The organism is Azospirillum sp. TSO22-1, from assembly GCF_003116015.1.
Lineage (GTDB): Bacteria > Pseudomonadota > Alphaproteobacteria > Azospirillales > Azospirillaceae > Azospirillum.
This window is the reverse complement of the sequence record NZ_LGQZ01000132.1, coordinates 20,057-36,023: the sequence shown is the minus strand read 5'-3', so window position 1 is coordinate 36,023 and position 15,967 is coordinate 20,057. Positions and strand designations below refer to the sequence as shown.

Sequence of the window (15,967 nt, the reverse complement as noted above, 5' to 3'; positions counted from 1 at the left end):
GCGACATCAGCATCGAGCCGGGCAAGGCCTACACCATCGGCTTCGCCATCCACGACGACCACACCAACGCCCGCTTCCACCATGTCTCGGTGGACTACAAGCTGGCGCTCGACAACCCGGAGGCCGGCATCAACGCGGTGAAGGCCGTGGCGGTGCAGAAGGCCGCGCTGCCGTCGAAGGATGGGCCGGCCGCCGAGGCTCCCGTCGAGGTCGCCGCGGTCGAGCCGCCGCAGGAGTTCGACGCCTACAACGCCAGGGACGTCATGCGCACCTGTGCGCCGTGCCACGGCGAGTTCGGCCAGGGCGGCGGCAAGGGCACCTACCCGCGGCTGGCCGGGTTGAACGCCGACTACCTCGCCGACCAGCTGCGCAAGTTCAAGTCGCGCGAGCGCGAGAACATCCCGATGATCCCGTTCGCCAACGACCGCGAGATGCCGGATACCGACATCCGCGACATCACCCGCTACCTGTCCACCGTCAAGCTGAAGACCAAGCTGGACGATACCGACGCGCCGGCCGACGGCCTCGACCGCCTGATGGCGGCCAAGAAGATCCTGCACATCGAGCGCTGGGACGGCGACGCCGACAAGGGCCGCGCGCTCTACGCCGAGCTGTGCGCGTCCTGCCACGGCAAGGCGGGCGAAGGCCGCGTCAAGAAGCCGCCGCTGGCCGGGCAGTACAGCGAGTACCTGTTCCAGCAGATCTCCGATTTCCGCAAGGGGCGGCGCAAGCACGACGACATCGACCTGCTGTTCGTCCAGCGCCCGGACCGCGAGATCGACGATATCCTGGCCTTCCTGTCGAGCCTCAGCCCGTCGTAACCGACGTTCCTACTGGAACGCCGCCTCGGCGAAGCTGCGCAGCTTGCGGGAATGGAGGGTGTCCATGCCGTGCTCGCGCAGCAGTTCCATGGCCAGCAGGCCGATCTTGAGGTGCTGGTCGACGCGCTCGCGGTAGAACTGGTCGGCCATGCCGGGCAGCTTCAGCTGGCCGTGCAGCGGCTTGTCCGACACGCACAGCAGCGTGCCGTACGGCACCCGGAAGCGGAAACCGTTGGCAGCGATGGTGGCGGATTCCATGTCCAGCGCGATGGCACGGCTCTGGCTGAAGCGCATCAGCGGCTCGCGGTGATCGCGCAGTTCCCAGTTGCGGTTGTCGATGGTCGCCACCGTGCCGGTGCGCATGACGCTTTTCAGGGCATAGCCGGACAGGCCGGTGATGCGCTCCACCGCCGCTTCCAGCGCCCGCTGCACCTCGGCCAGCGCCGGCACCGGCACCCAGGTCGGCAGATCGGCGTCCAGCACGTGGTCGTCGCGCACATAGCCGTGCGCCAGCACATAATCCCCCAGGCGCTGGGTGGAGCGCAGGCCGGCGCAGTGGCCCAGCATGATCCAGGCGTGCGGGCGCAGCACGGCGATGTGGTCGGTGATGGTCTTGGCGTTCGACGGGCCGACGCCGATGTTGACCAGCGTGATGCCGTTGCCGTCCGGCCGGGTCAGGTGGTAGGCGGGCATCTGCGGCGCCCGGGTGCGGCGGTTCTGCGCGGTCAGCTCGGCCGGATCGGCGTCCGGAACGAGGTTGCGGTTGGTGGTGACGATGTCCCACGGCTCGACGAAGCGGTCGTACTGCCGGCGGTACTCGGCCAGTTGCGGGTCGTCGGTCGGCGTCATGATCTCGTGCGCCAGCCGGATGAACTCGTCCACGTAGAACTGGTAGTTGGTGAACAGCACGAAGTTCTGGAAATCCTCGGGCGCCGTCGCCGTGTAGTGGCGCAGCCGGTGCAGCGAGAAGTCCACGCGCGGCGCGGTGAACAGCGCCAGCGGCTTGACGTCGTCGATGCCCGCCTCGTAGGTGCCGTTGACGATGGTGTCGTCCATGTTGGCGAGGTCGGGCAGCTCGAACAGGTCGGGCAGGCGGGCCAGCCGCTCGGGCGTCAGGCCGCCTTCCACGTACATGCCGTTCGGGAAGGCGAAGTGGATGGGGATCGCCTCGGTGCTGACGCCGATCTCCAGCGGAACCCCGTGGTTCTTCAGCAGCAGGCCGAACTGCTCCCGGTAATAGCGGTCGAACAGGTCGGGGCGGGTGACGGTGGTGCTGTGCTCGCCCACCCCCTCGACGAAGCCGTAGGCCAGGCGCGTGTCCACAACGGCGGCGGTCCCGGTCACCAGCCTGACATAGGGGTAGCAGGCCCACACCAGCCCGTCGAACTCCTCGCCGCGGGCGAAGGCGGCGAAGCGGTCACGCAGGTAGGCGGTGTTGCGCTCCCACAGGTCGCGCACGCAGGCCAGTGCCGCGTCGGCGTCGGTGAAGGAGCCGGCGAGACCCGGCGGGATGGGCGAGGGGGCGGTCGTGAAGGACGTCATGTCCTTCACATAGGCTATGGGAGGAGGGGTGGCAACGTTCGGCGCGGCTGGGGGACAACCCGGTCTACACGGATTTCACGGATTGAGGCACGGATTTCACGGATCTTTTTTGATGCTTGCGACGTCCTGGAAGTTCCGCAAGCCGTGTGTTGTGCACGACCAAAGAAAATCCGTGTAATCCGTGCCCAAATCCGTGAAATCCGTGTGAAGCTTGTTGTTCCCCGTTACGACTGGATCCCCATCAGCGACTTGGCGAAGGCGTCGGCGTCGAAGGGCCGCAGGTCGTAGACGCCCTCGCCGATACCGATGGCGTGCACCGGCAGCTTGAACTTCTCCGCCAGCGAGACCAGCACGCCGCCGCGCGCCGAGCCGTCCAGCTTGGTGAGGATCAGCCCCGACACGTTGACCATGTCGCGGAACACCTCGACCTGGCTGTGCGCGTTCTGGCCGGTGGTGGCATCCAGCGTCAGCAGCGTGGTGTGCGGGGCGGTCTCGTCCACCTTCTTGATGACGCGGACGATCTTGCGCAACTCGTCCATCAGGCCGGTCTTGTTCTGCAGGCGGCCGGCCGTGTCGATCAGCAGCACGTCCACCTTCTCAGCCCGCGCCCGCTCCAGCGCGTCGTAGGCGAGGCCGGCGGCGTCCGCGCCGGTCTCGCGGGCGACCACGGCACAGCCGGTGCGCTCGCCCCAGATCTTCAGCTGGCTCACGGCCGCGGCGCGGAAGGTGTCGCCGGCGGCCAGCATCACGCTCTTGCCCTCGTCGCGGAACTGGCGGGCCAGCTTGCCGATGGTCGTCGTCTTGCCGGTGCCGTTGACGCCGACCAGCAGGATGACGTGCGGTTTCAGGCCCATGTCGATGGTCAGCGGCTGCGCCACCGGGCCGACGATCTTCGCCACCTCGGCCGCCAGCGTCGCCTTGACCTCATCCGGGCCGACCTCCTTGCCGAAGCGGGTGCGTGCCAACTCGGCCGTCATCTTGGCGGCGGTGACGGGGCCGAGGTCGGCGGTGATCAGCAGCTCCTCCAACTCCTCCAGCGCCTCGTCGTCGAGCTTGCGCTTGGTGAAGATGCCGGTGATGCCGTCGGTCAGCTTGGAGGAGGACTTGGACAGCCCTTCCTTCAGCCGGGCCAGCCAGCCCTTCTTGGGCGGCTCCTCGGAGATGGTATGGGCGGACTCCCGCTCGGCCGCGTGGTGCTCGGGTGTGAACTCGGCATCGTCGGGGGCCGGTTCGGCCAGCGGTGGGGGTGGAACCGTCTCGACGGCGAGCGCCGGGGGCAGTTCCTCGGGAAGCTGCGCGCCCTCGACCACCTCGGGGACCGGGTGCGGGGCTTCCTCAGCCGCAACCTCGGGCTCCGGAGCCGGCGGCACGTCCTTGACGGTCTCTTCCTCGGGCTTCTTGCGGCCGAACCAACGCAGGATCATGGGGTATCCGAAGTCTTAGAGGGGGGTGCCGCGCAGCACGCCGCCGTCGATGCCGTCGATGTGCGTGCGCACCAGCGTGCCGGGCGGGTAGGTCCGGCCCAGGCGGATCTCGGCGAAGTGCTCGGTGCGGCCGAGGTCGTCCTTCTCCACCAGCACGGTGGCGGTGCGGCCGACCTGGGAGTCCAGGTAGCGCGCCACCGCCGAGTCGCCGGCGGCGCGCAGGCGGGCGGCGCGATCCTTGCGGAAGCGGCTGTTGTCCTGCGGCATCTTCGCCGCCGGGGTGCCGGGACGGGGCGAGTAGGGGAAGACGTGCAGCCAGGTCAGCCCGCATTCCTCGACGAGGCGCAGCGTGTTCTCGAACATCGCCTCGTCCTCGGTGGGGAAGCCGGCGATGAAGTCGGCGCCGAAGACGAAGTCCGGACGGCGTTCGCGCACCTTGGCGCAGAAGGCGACGGCGTCGGCGCGGCTGTGCCGGCGCTTCATGCGCTTGAGGATCAGGTCGTCGCCGGCCTGCAGCGACAAGTGCAGGTGCGGCATCAGCCGCGGCTCGGTCTCGATCAGGCGCCAGAGGTCGTCGTCGATCTCGATGCAGTCGAGCGAGGAGAGGCGCAGCCGCGGCAGCTCCGGCACCATGGCCAGCAGCCGGCGGATCATCTGCCCCAGCGTCGGGCTGCCCGGCAGGTCGGGGCCGTAGCTGGTGACGTCGACTCCGGACAGCACCACCTCGGTGTAGCCGGCGGCCACCAGGGCCTGCACCTGCTCGACCACCGCGCCGATGGGCACGGAGCGCGAGGGGCCGCGGCCGTAGGGGATGATGCAGAAGGTGCAGCGGTGGTCGCAGCCCTGCTGCACCTGGACGAAGGCGCGCGCCCGGTCCTCGAAGCCGCCGATCAGGTGGCCGGCGGTCTCCTTCACCGACATGATGTCGTTGACCAGCACCTTCTCGGCCGAGGGCAGGCCCCAGCTTTCGGGCTGCAGCTTCTCCTGGTTGCCGAGGACCTGGTCGACCTCCGGCATCTCGGCGTACTTGGCCGGGGCGATCTGCGCGGCGCAGCCGGTGACGACGATGCGGGCGTCCGGGTTCTCGCGCTTGAGCTTGCGGATGGTCTGCCGCGCCTGCCGCTCGGCTTCCGAGGTGACGGCGCAGGTGTTGACGATGACGACGTTCTCCAGCCCCGCGTTGCGGGCGTGGGAGCGCATCACCTCGGACTCGTAGGTGTTCAGGCGGCAGCCGAAGGTGACGATCTCCGGCGTCTTGGCGGGCATCTTCACGTCATCCGGCATGGCGCGGACGCTCCTGGCCGGGCAGCGGAGCCCCGGTAATCTTCGAATACAGCACGCATGGATCGACGTCGGCGCCGTTCGGCCAGACAATGGTGCCGAGATCGGGATCGACACGCACCGCGGCGAACGCCGCCCGCTCGCGCAACGGCGCGAAGACGCCTTCGAACGACAGCATCTCCGTCATGTCGAGTTCGCCCTCCGCGCCATCCTCGAAGCGGAGGCGCAGGCGATAGCCGTCCAACGGCTGCACGTCGACAATGTCCTTCAACATACCCTTACTCCAGCGGAGCGATGGCCTTCAGCGTGTCATGCTGACGCGCCAGCCGCCAATCCTCGCGCAACTCGTCCCGATGCTGTGCCGCCCACTCCGTCACCATGCCGAGGGCGCGCGGCGACAACGCTCCCTCGATAACCGCCAACGTTTCAATATCGATCACCGCCTTCTGCGCTCCATAGCGGGCATGAAAGTGAGGCGGAGCGTGATCGTTATAATACATCGCGATGATGATGCCGAAGAAACGGCTTATCTCAGGCATCACACCGCGGCCAGTTCGGGCGCCAGCCGTCCGGTAAAGCTCACGGCGACCGGGCCGGTCATCAGCACGTGGCCGTCCTCGCGCCACTCGATAGTCAGGGTGCCGCCGTCCAGCACCACGTCGGCCTTGCGGCCCGTGAGGCCGCGGCGCGCCGCCGCCACGGCGGTGGCGCAGGCGCCGGTACCGCAAGCCTGGGTGACGCCGGCACCGCGCTCCCACACCCGCATGCGGATGCGGTTCGGGGCGACGACGGTGGCGAACTCGACGTTGGTGCGCTCGGGGAACAGCGGGTGGCGCTCCAGGCCGGGGCCGATCCCGGCGACGTCCACCGCCTCGGCGTCGGGTACGAAGTACACCGCGTGCGGGTTGCCCATATTGACGGCGACCGGATCCGACACTCCGCCCTGTTCGATCGGCAGGTGCAGCGTGTCGGCAGGCTGCGCCAGCGGGATGGCGGTCCATTCCAGGTTGGCCGGACCCATGTCGACGGTGATCAGCCCGTCGCCGGCGCGCGATGCCTCCAGCAGGCCGGCGGCGGTCTGGAAGATGACGCGATCGGCGCCGGTCTCCTCCATCAGCAGCCAACCGACGCAGCGCGACGCGTTGCCGCACGCCCCCACCTCGCCGCCGTCGGCGTTGCGGATGCGCATGAACGCGGAGGCGCGCGGGTCCTGCGCCGGCTCGACGACGATGAACTGATCGCAGCCCACACCGGTCCTGCGGTTGGAAATGGCCCGCACCTCCGCCTCGGACGGGGCGTAGGTCTCGTTGCGGGCGTCGATCACGACGAAGTCGTTGCCGAGCCCGTGCATCTTCAGGAAGTCGCGCATCATGACCGCCGTTATATGGCGACCCGGCCTCCCGAGTCCATGGGCGGCCACGCTGCCGGCCCCGTCCGAACGGGCAGGGCGCTATGCCCCCGGGTCGGGGGTGCTCCTCCGATGCCCACCGCCGCGGCGCCGGCCCGCGTGCGAAACTGGCCCGGGACATTGTCCAGGGAGGGCATCATGACCGTCTACATGGCCGAACGGGACCTCAAGGGCATCGGCATGGACGACCTCGCGGCGGCACAGCGGCGGGCCATCGACACCGCCCGCGACATGAGCGCCGAGGGCACGCGGGTGCGCTACATCCGCAGCATGTTCGTGCCGAGCGAGGGCCGTTGCGAGTGCCTGTTCGACGCCGACGACGCGGACGCGGTGCGGCGGCTGAACGACACCGCCGGGCTGCCCTACACCCGCGTCGTCGAGGCGATGGACCTCACGCCCCCTTGAACACCAGGCGCTTGGAGGCGGCGAAGTTGAAGAACATGCCGGCGATGGCGCCGGCGGCGACGGCCAGGAACGGATAGGCGTCGAACACGTCCACCCCCGCCTCCAGCACCACCGACACCGTGTAGTTCACCACGCCGCCCACCGCGTTGGCGGCGATGAAGGCGGCCCACTGGCGGTGCAGCGGCGCGTGGTCGGCGTGCCGGAAGGTGAAGGCGCGGTTCAGCGCCCAGGTCGTCGTCGCCGCGGCGAAGAAGGAGGGGATGCGGGCGGCGAAGAACTCCAGCCCCGCCCACAGGCCGAGGTAGAGCACCGCCGTATCGACCACCAGCCCGACGACGCCGACCATCCCGAACTTGCCGAACTGCACCCCCAGCCGGCCGAGCCGGCTGTCGAGCAGCCTCACCGCGAGGTCGATCATTTCTCGCTCTTCGGCGGCGCGCAATTCGGCGCGGGGATGGAGAGATAGCGCAGGCGCTTCATCTCCTTGCGGCCGTGCGTCACGGTGTCGAGGATCAGGCCGCAGGTCAGGCTGAGGAAGGCCAGCACCATGGTGCCGGTCGCCAGCACCGCGGTGGGCAGGCGGGGCACCAGTCCTGTCTGGAAGTAGGTCAGGAAGACCGGCACCACCAGCATCAGCGAGACCGCCGCCAGCACCCCGAAGACGGTGGCGAAGAACGGCAGCGGCCGTTCCTCCTTCACCAGGACCAGGATGGTCTTGAGGATGCGGAAGCCGTCGCGGTAGGTGCGCAGCTTGCTGACCGAGCCCTCGGGCCGGTCCTTGTAGGGGGTCTTCACCTCGGCGATGGGCATGCGCAGCTCCAGCGCGTGCACCGTCAGTTCGGTCTCCGTCTCGAAGCCGGAGGCCAGCGCCGGGAAGCTCTTGACGAAGCGGCGCGAGAACACCCGGTAGCCGCTGAGCATGTCGTGGATGCGGTGGCCGAACACCTCCGCCACCAGGCCGGTCAGCAGCCTGTTGCCGAAGCGGTGGCCGGGGCGGTAGGCGGCGACGATGTCGGTCACCCGCGCGCCGTTGACCATGTCCAGCTGCTCTTCCCACAGGCGCCTGACCATCAGCGGCGCGCTGGGGGCGTGGTAGGTGTCGTCGCCGTCCACCAGGACGTAGACGTCCGCCTCGATGTCCGAGAACATCCGGCGCATGACGTTGCCCTTGCCCTGCAGGGGCTCCGTGCGCACCACCGCGCCGGCGGCCTTCGCCACCTCGATGGTGCGGTCGGCGGAGTTGTTGTCGTAGACGTAGACGGTGGCGTCGGGCAGCGCGGCGCGGAAGTCCTCCACCACCTTGCCGATGGCCGCTTCCTCGTTGTAGCAGGGGATCAGCACGGCGACGGAGCATGGCAGCGGCGCGGGCTGCGCCGCCTCGGAGGGAGCGGAGGCGGCGGCCGGGGTGCGGGTGAGGGTCGTGGCGGGCATGGCCTGTGGCGGCTTCAGTGGAGTCTCCGGAATAAACACCATCTGCTCCCCGCTATTCCACTGTCGAAATGCGATCACGCGCGGACGCCCGTGATGTCCTGCAACCGCCCCTTCCAGCGGCCCGTCCCGCGTGCAGCCGGGGTACGCCGTTCAACATTCTCCGAACGCACCTTCGCTGCCACCGGCGGCTTAGCGGCGCACCGGGCAGAGGTTGAGCGTCTCGCCCAGATTGTTGGGCACCGGGCGGCAGCCCTGCGGGTCGAGCGTCAGGCCCATCAGCGCGGCGGCCTTGGCGGCACCGGGCGTATCGGGGATGGTGCTGAGCATCAGGAACGCGCCTTTGTGCTCGGCCACCCGGCGCTCCAGCACCGCGCGCATGCCGTTGCCGACAGAATCCGGCTGCAGGAAGTTGGACTGGATGCGCACCACCGGCATCTGCGGCGGGAATAGCGGCACCACGTGCGAAATCGCCCAGTAGCCGCCCATCAGCAGCATGGTGTGGTCCGGATCCTCGATGGACGGCACGTCGGCCTGCACCCACTGGCGGCTCCAGTTCACACGGCCCCAGTCAGCCGGCTGCATGGTCGCCTGCACCAGCACCAGCAGGGCGGTCGCGGCGCCCATCCGCACCTTGACCGGCATCGGCAGTCTTCCGGCCGCCAGCACGACGGCCAGCGGCGCCAGCATCTCCACCGGCACCAGATAGCGGTAGACGCAGAACATGTAGACCCACAGCGCGTAGGTCACCGCCAGCGCAGTCAGCAGGTAGCGCGCCGCGCCGGGAACGGCGACCGCCTGCGCCGGCCGCCGCACCAGCGCCGCCAGACCGGCCAGCGGCACCAGCGCGAACAGCAGCGGCACCCGCAGGTCGAACCACGCCACCTCGCCGACCTTGATCGGGTCGCGCAGGAAATAGAAGGGGAAGAACACCCGCTCCACCGGATCGGCCGGCAGGAAGGAATAGTTGCGGTAGTCGGAGATGGCGGCGAGCGGCGATTTGAAGACGTGATTCATGTGCGGGAAGATCGGGTTGCCGTAGCTCTGCCACAGGTGGACCATCCAGAAGCCGCCGGTCGCCGCCAGCCCGGCCAGCACGCCGATCCCGAAGAAGAAGGCCAGCCACAGCCGCCGCCAGGGCCGCGCCGGCAGCACCAGGAAGGCGAGGCACAGCCCGACCGCGAAGATCACCGTCGGGTTCTTCGCCCCCATCGCCGCCCCGGCCAGCACGCCGCCGGCCGCCACCCGCGCGAAGGCCCAGCCGGCCGGCCCGTCGAGCAGCCGCGGCAGCCCGCTGACCACCACCAGCGCGGCGCCCAGCACGCCCAGGCTGACCACGTTGTCCTGGAACGTCGTGCCCAGCAGCCCCAGCGTGCCGCCGCCGAGCCCGCCCATCGCCGCCAGCGCCGCCGCCAGCAGCGTGCGCCGCATCTCCGTGCCGACGCTCAGGCTGGCCATGGCAAGGCCGAACAGCAGCGGCAGGTTCAGGCCCTGGACGGCACTCCACACAAAGCCGGCGACCGGCGCCGGAAATGCGGTGGCCAGCCAGTAGAAAGGCAGGTCGAGGATCGGGTTGTAGAAGCTGGGCATCTGCGCCGGCAGCAGGTCGATGCCAATGCGGCCGGTCAGGAATGCGTAAGCGTTGTACCAGTGGTAGTTCCGCAGGTCCCAATTGGCGTCCATGTCCAGCGACACCCCCAGCGCGCCGTAGGCCAGCGGGGCGAGCACCAGGAAGGCGGCGGCGATCAGGCGCGCGCGGCGGTCGGAGGTCGGCAGAATCGGCATGGGGGCGGGCCGGGGCGGTTGGCGTCGCGCCGTTGGTACGCGAGGCGGCGCGGGGCTTCAAGGCCCTGCCGGCGCGGATGCGCGTGTCCGCCGCCAAGCGGAAACGAAAACGGGCCGCGCCCTGCGCAGCCCGTTTTTCGGTCTTAATGGTATCTGGCGTCCCAGAACTTACCCGCGGTGGGACAGAGCCTGATAGACGAAGTAGGCCGGGGTCGCCTGGAACCACGCCGCCAGGAACTCACGGACGGCTTGCAGGCCATGAGCCGACGGGGCGATGTGGGCGCTGTGCGAGAAGGTCGTGGTCGTCATGATGTCTCTCCATTGGCTGATGAGGAGAGTATAGGTTGGTATACCAAATGCCATATGCGCAAAGACCGCAACCCAGCAAGACCGGAAAATTACGGCTCCCCCAATGGTTTCCGCAGCGAACAGTCGGCGGGGTGCAAGGAGTGGCGTATGGCGATAGTCATAGGTGTGAGCGTGGGATGGCGTGAACGCCCCAATACCGTCATGGCCGGGCTTGTCCTGGCCATCCACGCACTCGGATTTCTGTAGACGTTCGGGCCCGTGGATGCCCGGGACAAGCCCGGGCATGACGCAGGGGAGAGCAACGCGGCTCACGCCGCCCGGATGCGCTCCAGGAAGGCGAGAACCTCGCCGCGCAGCCGTTCGGCCTCCTGCGACAGGCTGCCGGCGGCGCCGAGCATCTGGGAGGCGGCGGCACCGGTCTCCGAGGCGGCCTGGTTGACGCCGACGATGGTGTCCGACACCGCGCGCGTGCCGCCGGCGGCCTGCTGGACGTTGGTGGCGATGTCGCGCGTCGCCGCGCCCTGCTGCTCGATGGCGCCGGCGATGGAGGTCGCGATGCGGTCGACGCCCGAGATGGTCTCGCCCACCGCACGGATCGCCGTTACCGCGCGGTCGGTGGTCGTCTGGATGTCGCCGATCTTGGTCTGGATGTCGCCGGTCGCCTGAGCCGTCTGGTTGGCGAGGTGCTTGACCTCGTTCGCCACCACGGCGAAGCCCTTGCCCGCCTCGCCGGCCCGCGCCGCCTCGATGGTGGCGTTCAGCGCCAGCAGGTTGGTCTGCGACGCGATGTCGGAGATCAGCTTGACCACGTCGCCCACCTGGTGCGCCGCCTCGGCCAGGCCGGCCATCAGCTCGTTGGTCTGGCGCGCCTCGGCGACCGCGGTGGCGGTGATGCGGGTGGACTGCTCGACCTGCTGGCCGATGGAGCGGATTGAGGCAGACAGTTCCTCCGCCGCCCCGGCCACCGTGTTGACGCTCGACGACGCCTGCTCGGCGGCGCCGGCGACGACGACGGCCTGCCGCGAGGTCGCCTCCGCGGTGGAGGACAGGGTGCCGGCGGAGGCCTGCATCTCGGCCGCCGCGGAGGCCACGGTGTCCACCACGTGCCGAACCGACGTCTCGAACGCGTCGGCCAGCCGCGCCAGCGTCGCCTTGCGCTCGGCCTCGGCCGCGGCCTTCAGCCGCTCCTGCTCGGCGTGCAGTTCGGCGTTCTCGCGGGCGCGCTCCTTGAAGACGTCGACGGCGCGGGCCATCTCGCCGACCTCGTCGCGGCGGGCCGCGTCCGGCACGGCGGCGGAGAGGTCGCCGTCGGCCACCTGATGCATGATGCCGGCCAGCCGGGTGATTGGCCGGGCGATGCTGCGACCGAGCAGGACGGCGGCGCCGAACGCCACGAAACCCAAGGCCAGCACGGTGGCGCCGGCCTCCAGCGCGCGCTCGCGGAAGGCGGCCTGCACGTTGTCCACGTAGATGCCGGTGCCCAGCATCCAGTTCCAGCCGTTGGTGAACTTGGCATAGCCGATCTTCGGCACCGGCACGTCGGAGCCGGCCTTGGCCCACAGGAACTCCACGAAGTCGCCGCCGCGGCCGGCGGCGGCCAGAAGGTCGCGGATCATGAACTGGCCGTTGGGGCCTTTCAGGTCGCGCAGGTCCTTGCCTTCCAGCTCCGGCTTGGCGCCGTGCGCCACCACCACGCCGTCGCGGGTGTAGGCGAAGAAGTATTCGCTGCCCTCGAAACGGATGGCGCGCAGCGCGCCCTTCGCCTGCGCCTGGGCCTGCTCGAGCGGCATCTCGCCCTTGGCGGCGCGTGCTTCCAGATCCTGCACGATGGTGACCGCGGTCTCCACCAGCGCCTTCACCTTGGCCTTGTCCTCCTGCAGCATGGTCGAGCGGATCTCGGCCACGGCGACAAAACCGAAGACGGCGAGCGCGGCCAACGCCACCGCCGGCAACAGGAGCAGCTTGCCCCCGATCCGAAGGCTTGATCCACGCATGGGACTCTCCACTGGGAAATGGGCGCGGGAAGGGCGCCAGGAAGCATCCTGTCTGATATATTACTTCGCGGTTAAGCAAGGCCGCAATGTGGGGTGCGACGTTTTGTCAAGTCTCGGCCAAGTCTTGGCTAAGTCGAGCTTGCGCAATTGAGGCGGCTTTTTATGCGCTTTCGGCAGATGTCTGCGCGAAGCGGCATAGTGTATGCTTTTCACCGCGGGTTCGGCTTGACGGTGGGTCATCTTCCAGGAATGGGTACGACTTGCGCGTCGCGCGGTGGATGTGGACGCCGGCTGGGGCCATGTTATGCGGTGGCGTATGTTCAGGGCCATCAACCGCCATGCGGAAAGCGTGCACCTGCCTCTGGCGTCGCGGTCCTTGGTCTGCTATTCACCGGGCTCTTGCCGGCGCCTCCGGCCGGCCACGCGCGCGATGGGTTTTGGCTATGGAAAAGTTCACGGTTCTCACCGGCGTTGCCGCACCGATGCCGATGATCAACATCGACACCGATATGATCATCCCCAAGCAGTTCCTGAAGACGATCAAGCGGACCGGCCTGGGCAAGCACCTCTTCGACGAGATGCGCTACACCCCCGACGGCCAGGAGGTCGACAGCTTCGTCCTCAACAAGCCGGCCTACCGCAGCGCCAAGATCCTGGTGGCGGGCGACAACTTCGGCTGCGGCTCGTCGCGCGAGCACGCGCCGTGGGCGCTGGCCGACTTCGGCATCCGCTGCATCATCGCGCCGAGCTTCGCCGACATCTTCTACAACAACTGCTTCAAGAACGGCATCCTGCCGATCACGCTGCCGAAGGAACAGGTGGACCTGCTGCTGGACGACGCCTCGCGCGGTTCCAACGCGGTGGTGACGGTGGACCTGGAGAAGCAGGAGATCACCGGCCCGGACGGCGGCAAGCTCAGCTTCGAGGTCGATCCGTTCCGCAAGCACTGCCTGCTGAACGGCCTGGACGACATCGGCCTGACGCTGCAGCAGGCGCCGGCGATCGACGCCTTCGAGGCCAAGATCCGCGGCGGCCAGCCGTGGCTGGCCCTCTGATCAAATCAAGAGACGAACCGTAGAGAAGGGGAGAGTACCCGATGCCCGCCAACAAGAAGCTCCTGTTCCTGCCCGGTGACGGCATCGGCCCCGAGGTGATGCGTCAGGTGCGCCGGGTCATCGACTGGATGGACCGCAAGCGCAAGGTCACCTTCGACGTGACCGAGGGTCTGGTCGGCGGTGCGGCCATCGACGCGCACGGCACCCCGCTGACCGACGCGACGCTGGCCGACGCGCTGGCGGCGGACGCGGTGATGCTGGGCGCCGTCGGCGGCCCGAAGTGGGACAACCCCTCCGACTACATGAAGCGCCCGGAAGCCGGCCTGCTGCGCCTGCGCAAGGAGCTGGGCCTGTTCGCCAACCTGCGTCCGGCCACGGTGTTCGACGCGCTGGTCGACGCCTCGACGCTCAAGCCCGAGATCATCAAGGGCCTGGACATCATGATCGTCCGCGAGCTGACGGGCGGCGTGTACTTCGGTGAGCCGCGCGGCATCGAGGACCTGCCGAACGGCGAGCGCCGCGGCGTCAACACCCAGGTCTACACCACCTCCGAGATCCGCCGCGTGGCGTCCGTGGCCTTCGAGCTGGCGCGCAAGCGCAGCAACAAGGTCCACTCCATGGAGAAGGCGAACGTCATGGAGTCCGGCCTGCTGTGGCGGCAGGAGGTGACCAAGCTGCACCAGGAGCAGTACTCGGACGTGACGCTGGAGCACATGTACGCCGACAACGGCGCCATGCAGCTCTTGAAGAACCCGAAGCAGTTCGACGTCATCGTCACCGACAACCTGTTCGGCGACATCCTGTCGGACGAGGCGGCGATGATGACCGGCTCGCTGGGCATGCTGCCCTCGGCCTCGCTGGGCGCGGCGGACGCCAACGGCAACCGCAAGGCGCTGTACGAGCCGGTGCACGGCTCGGCCCCGGACATCGCCGGCAAGGACCTCGCCAACCCGTGCGCGACGCTGCTGTCGTTCGCGATGGCGCTGCGCTACTCGTTCAACCTGGACGACGACGCGAAGACGCTGGAGAAGGCCGTGCAGAACGTGCTGGCCGGCGGCATGCGCACCGCCGACATCATGGCGCCGGGCATGGCCCGCTGCTCGACCACGGTGATGGGCGACTCGATCCTGCGCGAGCTGGACAAGCTGTCGTCGTAACGGTCGATCGCGGTTTACGAGAAAGCCCCTCTCCGCCGGAGAGGGGCTTTTTCTTTTGGATCAGTCGTCGCCGGCCGCCTCGACCCGCGCCCCCCGGCCGCCATGACTGGCCTGCCCGCCCTTGCGCCCGGCTTCGGCGGCGAGCGAAGGGTTCTTCGAGAAGCTGCGCGCCTGCGCCGGCACGCTGCGCCCGCCCTTGCGGCCCGCCTCGGCGGCGAGTTCCGGGTTTTTCGAGAAGCTGCGCTTGTCGGCCGGCACGCTTTCGCCGCCTTTGCTGGCGATCTGGCGCTGCCGGTCACGGTCCATGGAAGCGAACCCGCGGTTCGATGTCCGCCCGCCGTCCTTCGAAGCCATCGTGAAACCTCCAACTCTGCCTTCAGCCCACAAACCAGGGACGGCAAAGTTGGTTCCAGGCAACCCGGCGGATTCCCCGCTCCCGGTCAGGCTGCCGCGGATTCCAGCGCGGCGATGGCCTCGGCCAGCGCCACCAGACGGCGGGCGTTCTCGACGTGCAGGTTCTCCACCAGCTTGCCGTCCACCACCACCACGCCCTTACCCGCCGCCGCGGCCTCGGCGTGCGCGGCGATGATGCGGCGGGAGTAGGTGATCTCATCGGCGCCCGGCGCGAAGGCCTCGTTGGCGGCAGCGATGGTCTTGGGGTGGATCAGCGTCTTGCCGTCGAAGCCCAGGTCGCGGCCCTGCCGGCAGGAGTCCGCGAATCCCTCGTCGTCGTTGAGGTCCAGGTGCACGCCGTCGAGGATGGCGAGGCCGTGGGCGCGCGCCGCCAGCAGGCACAGGCCGAGGCTGGTGATCATCGGCAGCCGGTCGCGGGTGTGCGCGGCGTGCAGGTCCTTGGCGAGGTCGGAGGTGCCCATCACCAGCCCGCCAAGCTTCGCCGACGCCCCGGCGATCTCCCTGGCGTTCAGCATGCCGAGCGGCGTTTCCATCATGCACCAGATCCGTTGCCCCTCGGGCGAGCCGGCGGCGCGCAGCACCGCCTCGGCTTGGCGGACGGCGTCGGCGCTCTCCACCTTGGGCAGCAGCACGGCGTCGGCTCCGCTGGTGGCGGCCATCACGAGGTCCTCGTACCCCCAGGGGGTGGCGAGGCCGTTGACGCGCACCACGATCTCACGCCCCCCGTAACCGCCGGCGGCCAGCGCCGCGGCGATGTTGGCGCGCGCTTCCGCCTTGGCGTCGGGCGCCACGGCGTCTTCCAGGTCGAGGATCAGGCCGTCGGCCGGCAGCGTGCGCCCCTTCTCCAGCGCGCGGGCGTTCGATCCCGGCATGTAGAGGACGCTGCGGCGCGGGCGGGCGGTCGTGGCCATGGCGGAATCTCCCCGGTTCGTCTCGCGTCCCTG

At 69.0% G+C, this 15,967-nt stretch carries 17 protein-coding genes; 4 read left to right on the top strand and 13 right to left on the bottom strand.

Annotation, left to right across the window (positions count from 1 at the left end; genetic code table 11):
• Positions 1-821, top strand: an 821-nt coding sequence (locus TSO221_RS28600) for a c-type cytochrome (RefSeq protein WP_109121906.1), incomplete at its 5' end; no start/stop codon positions are given.
• 9 nt (positions 822-830) lie between these two features.
• Here the strand turns inward: TSO221_RS28600 and TSO221_RS28595 are convergent.
• The 6 genes from TSO221_RS28595 to dapF form a co-directional block, all read right to left on the bottom strand.
• Positions 831-2,363: an AMP nucleosidase gene (locus TSO221_RS28595; RefSeq protein WP_109121905.1), complete on the bottom strand. Its 1,533-nt coding sequence runs from the start codon at positions 2,361-2,363 to the stop codon at positions 831-833.
• Positions 2,364-2,587: 224 nt separating this feature from the next.
• Complete coding sequence (ftsY, locus tag TSO221_RS28590) at positions 2,588-3,787, bottom strand: signal recognition particle-docking protein FtsY (RefSeq protein ID WP_199229665.1); 1,200 nt, start codon at positions 3,785-3,787, stop codon at positions 2,588-2,590.
• Between the two features lie 15 nt (positions 3,788-3,802).
• On the bottom strand, positions 3,803-5,071 hold the full coding sequence (gene mtaB, locus TSO221_RS28585; RefSeq protein ID WP_109121904.1) for a tRNA (N(6)-L-threonylcarbamoyladenosine(37)-C(2))-methylthiotransferase MtaB: 1,269 nt from the start codon (positions 5,069-5,071) through the stop codon (positions 3,803-3,805).
• On the bottom strand, positions 5,061-5,342 hold the full coding sequence (locus TSO221_RS28580; protein ID WP_109121903.1) for a DUF2442 domain-containing protein: 282 nt from the start codon (positions 5,340-5,342) through the stop codon (positions 5,061-5,063). Before TSO221_RS28580 ends, mtaB begins: the two co-directional genes overlap by 11 nt.
• Positions 5,343-5,346: 4 nt before the next feature.
• The gene (locus TSO221_RS28575; RefSeq protein WP_109121902.1) at positions 5,347-5,607 is read right to left on the bottom strand and encodes a DUF4160 domain-containing protein; all 261 of its coding nucleotides are present in this window, start codon (positions 5,605-5,607) and stop codon (positions 5,347-5,349) included.
• On the bottom strand, positions 5,607-6,440 hold the full coding sequence (gene dapF, locus TSO221_RS28570) for a diaminopimelate epimerase (protein ID WP_109121901.1): 834 nt from the start codon (positions 6,438-6,440) through the stop codon (positions 5,607-5,609). The genes TSO221_RS28575 and dapF overlap by 1 nt, the downstream gene beginning before the upstream one ends.
• Positions 6,441-6,614: 174 nt before the next feature.
• Between dapF and TSO221_RS28565 the strand changes: the two genes are divergently transcribed.
• Positions 6,615-6,881, top strand: coding sequence for a DUF4242 domain-containing protein (locus TSO221_RS28565; RefSeq protein ID WP_109121900.1), 267 nt, complete (start codon positions 6,615-6,617; stop codon positions 6,879-6,881).
• Here TSO221_RS28565 and TSO221_RS28560 read toward each other — a convergent pair.
• From TSO221_RS28560 to TSO221_RS28545, 5 genes are all read right to left on the bottom strand, one after another.
• The gene (locus TSO221_RS28560) at positions 6,868-7,299 is read right to left on the bottom strand and encodes a GtrA family protein (RefSeq protein WP_109121899.1); all 432 of its coding nucleotides are present in this window, start codon (positions 7,297-7,299) and stop codon (positions 6,868-6,870) included. The genes TSO221_RS28565 and TSO221_RS28560 overlap by 14 nt on opposite strands.
• Positions 7,296-8,312 (bottom strand): glycosyltransferase family 2 protein, encoded by a 1,017-nt coding sequence (locus TSO221_RS28555; protein WP_109121898.1) that lies wholly within the window; start codon positions 8,310-8,312, stop codon positions 7,296-7,298. The genes TSO221_RS28560 and TSO221_RS28555 overlap by 4 nt, the downstream gene beginning before the upstream one ends.
• A 189-nt stretch (positions 8,313-8,501) precedes the next feature.
• A complete protein-coding gene (locus TSO221_RS36890; RefSeq protein ID WP_109121897.1) occupies positions 8,502-10,094 on the bottom strand; it encodes a hypothetical protein in 1,593 nt (530 codons plus the stop codon).
• A gap of 168 nt (positions 10,095-10,262) precedes the next feature.
• Positions 10,263-10,403 (bottom strand): hypothetical protein, encoded by a 141-nt coding sequence (locus TSO221_RS35695; RefSeq protein ID WP_158284237.1) that lies wholly within the window; start codon positions 10,401-10,403, stop codon positions 10,263-10,265.
• Positions 10,404-10,711: 308 nt separating this feature from the next.
• Positions 10,712-12,397, bottom strand: coding sequence for a cache domain-containing protein (locus TSO221_RS28545; RefSeq protein WP_109121896.1), 1,686 nt, complete (start codon positions 12,395-12,397; stop codon positions 10,712-10,714).
• Between the two features lie 443 nt (positions 12,398-12,840).
• On the opposite strand from TSO221_RS28545, the gene leuD reads away from it, so the two are divergent.
• Together leuD and leuB are read left to right on the top strand one after the other, a co-directional pair.
• Positions 12,841-13,452 (top strand): 3-isopropylmalate dehydratase small subunit, encoded by a 612-nt coding sequence (leuD, locus tag TSO221_RS28540; RefSeq protein ID WP_109121895.1) that lies wholly within the window; start codon positions 12,841-12,843, stop codon positions 13,450-13,452.
• A gap of 41 nt (positions 13,453-13,493) precedes the next feature.
• The gene (gene leuB, locus TSO221_RS28535; RefSeq protein WP_109121894.1) at positions 13,494-14,609 is read left to right on the top strand and encodes a 3-isopropylmalate dehydrogenase; all 1,116 of its coding nucleotides are present in this window, start codon (positions 13,494-13,496) and stop codon (positions 14,607-14,609) included.
• A 60-nt stretch (positions 14,610-14,669) separates the two neighbouring features.
• On the opposite strand, the gene TSO221_RS28530 is transcribed toward leuB, so the two are convergent.
• Together TSO221_RS28530 and TSO221_RS28525 are read right to left on the bottom strand one after the other, a co-directional pair.
• Positions 14,670-14,963: a general stress protein gene (locus tag TSO221_RS28530; RefSeq protein ID WP_109121893.1), complete on the bottom strand. Its 294-nt coding sequence runs from the start codon at positions 14,961-14,963 to the stop codon at positions 14,670-14,672.
• 86 nt (positions 14,964-15,049) lie between these two features.
• Positions 15,050-15,934, bottom strand: coding sequence for a CoA ester lyase (locus tag TSO221_RS28525; protein WP_109121892.1), 885 nt, complete (start codon positions 15,932-15,934; stop codon positions 15,050-15,052).
• Between the last annotated feature and the right edge of the window lie 33 nt (positions 15,935-15,967).

Excerpts from the sequence above, each read along its gene's own strand:
- TSO221_RS28595 (WP_109121905.1), bottom strand. The coding sequence starts at position 2,363 with ATGACGTCCTTCACGACCGCCCCCTCGCCCATCCCGCCGGGTCTCGCC.
- ftsY (WP_199229665.1), bottom strand. The coding sequence starts at position 3,787 with ATGATCCTGCGTTGGTTCGGCCGCAAGAAGCCCGAGGAAGAGACCGTC.
- mtaB (WP_109121904.1), bottom strand. The coding sequence starts at position 5,071 with ATGCCGGATGACGTGAAGATGCCCGCCAAGACGCCGGAGATCGTCACC.
- TSO221_RS28580 (WP_109121903.1), bottom strand. The coding sequence starts at position 5,342 with ATGTTGAAGGACATTGTCGACGTGCAGCCGTTGGACGGCTATCGCCTG.
- TSO221_RS28575 (WP_109121902.1), bottom strand. The coding sequence starts at position 5,607 with ATGCCTGAGATAAGCCGTTTCTTCGGCATCATCATCGCGATGTATTAT.
- dapF (WP_109121901.1), bottom strand. The coding sequence starts at position 6,440 with ATGATGCGCGACTTCCTGAAGATGCACGGGCTCGGCAACGACTTCGTC.
- TSO221_RS28565 (WP_109121900.1), top strand. The coding sequence starts at position 6,615 with ATGACCGTCTACATGGCCGAACGGGACCTCAAGGGCATCGGCATGGAC.
- TSO221_RS28560 (WP_109121899.1), bottom strand. The coding sequence starts at position 7,299 with ATGATCGACCTCGCGGTGAGGCTGCTCGACAGCCGGCTCGGCCGGCTG.
- TSO221_RS28555 (WP_109121898.1), bottom strand. The coding sequence starts at position 8,312 with ATGCCCGCCACGACCCTCACCCGCACCCCGGCCGCCGCCTCCGCTCCC.
- TSO221_RS36890 (WP_109121897.1), bottom strand. The coding sequence starts at position 10,094 with ATGCCGATTCTGCCGACCTCCGACCGCCGCGCGCGCCTGATCGCCGCC.
- TSO221_RS35695 (WP_158284237.1), bottom strand. The coding sequence starts at position 10,403 with ATGACGACCACGACCTTCTCGCACAGCGCCCACATCGCCCCGTCGGCT.
- TSO221_RS28545 (WP_109121896.1), bottom strand. The coding sequence starts at position 12,397 with ATGCGTGGATCAAGCCTTCGGATCGGGGGCAAGCTGCTCCTGTTGCCG.
- leuD (WP_109121895.1), top strand. The coding sequence starts at position 12,841 with ATGGAAAAGTTCACGGTTCTCACCGGCGTTGCCGCACCGATGCCGATG.
- leuB (WP_109121894.1), top strand. The coding sequence starts at position 13,494 with ATGCCCGCCAACAAGAAGCTCCTGTTCCTGCCCGGTGACGGCATCGGC.
- TSO221_RS28530 (WP_109121893.1), bottom strand. The coding sequence starts at position 14,963 with ATGGCTTCGAAGGACGGCGGGCGGACATCGAACCGCGGGTTCGCTTCC.
- TSO221_RS28525 (WP_109121892.1), bottom strand. The coding sequence starts at position 15,934 with ATGGCCACGACCGCCCGCCCGCGCCGCAGCGTCCTCTACATGCCGGGA.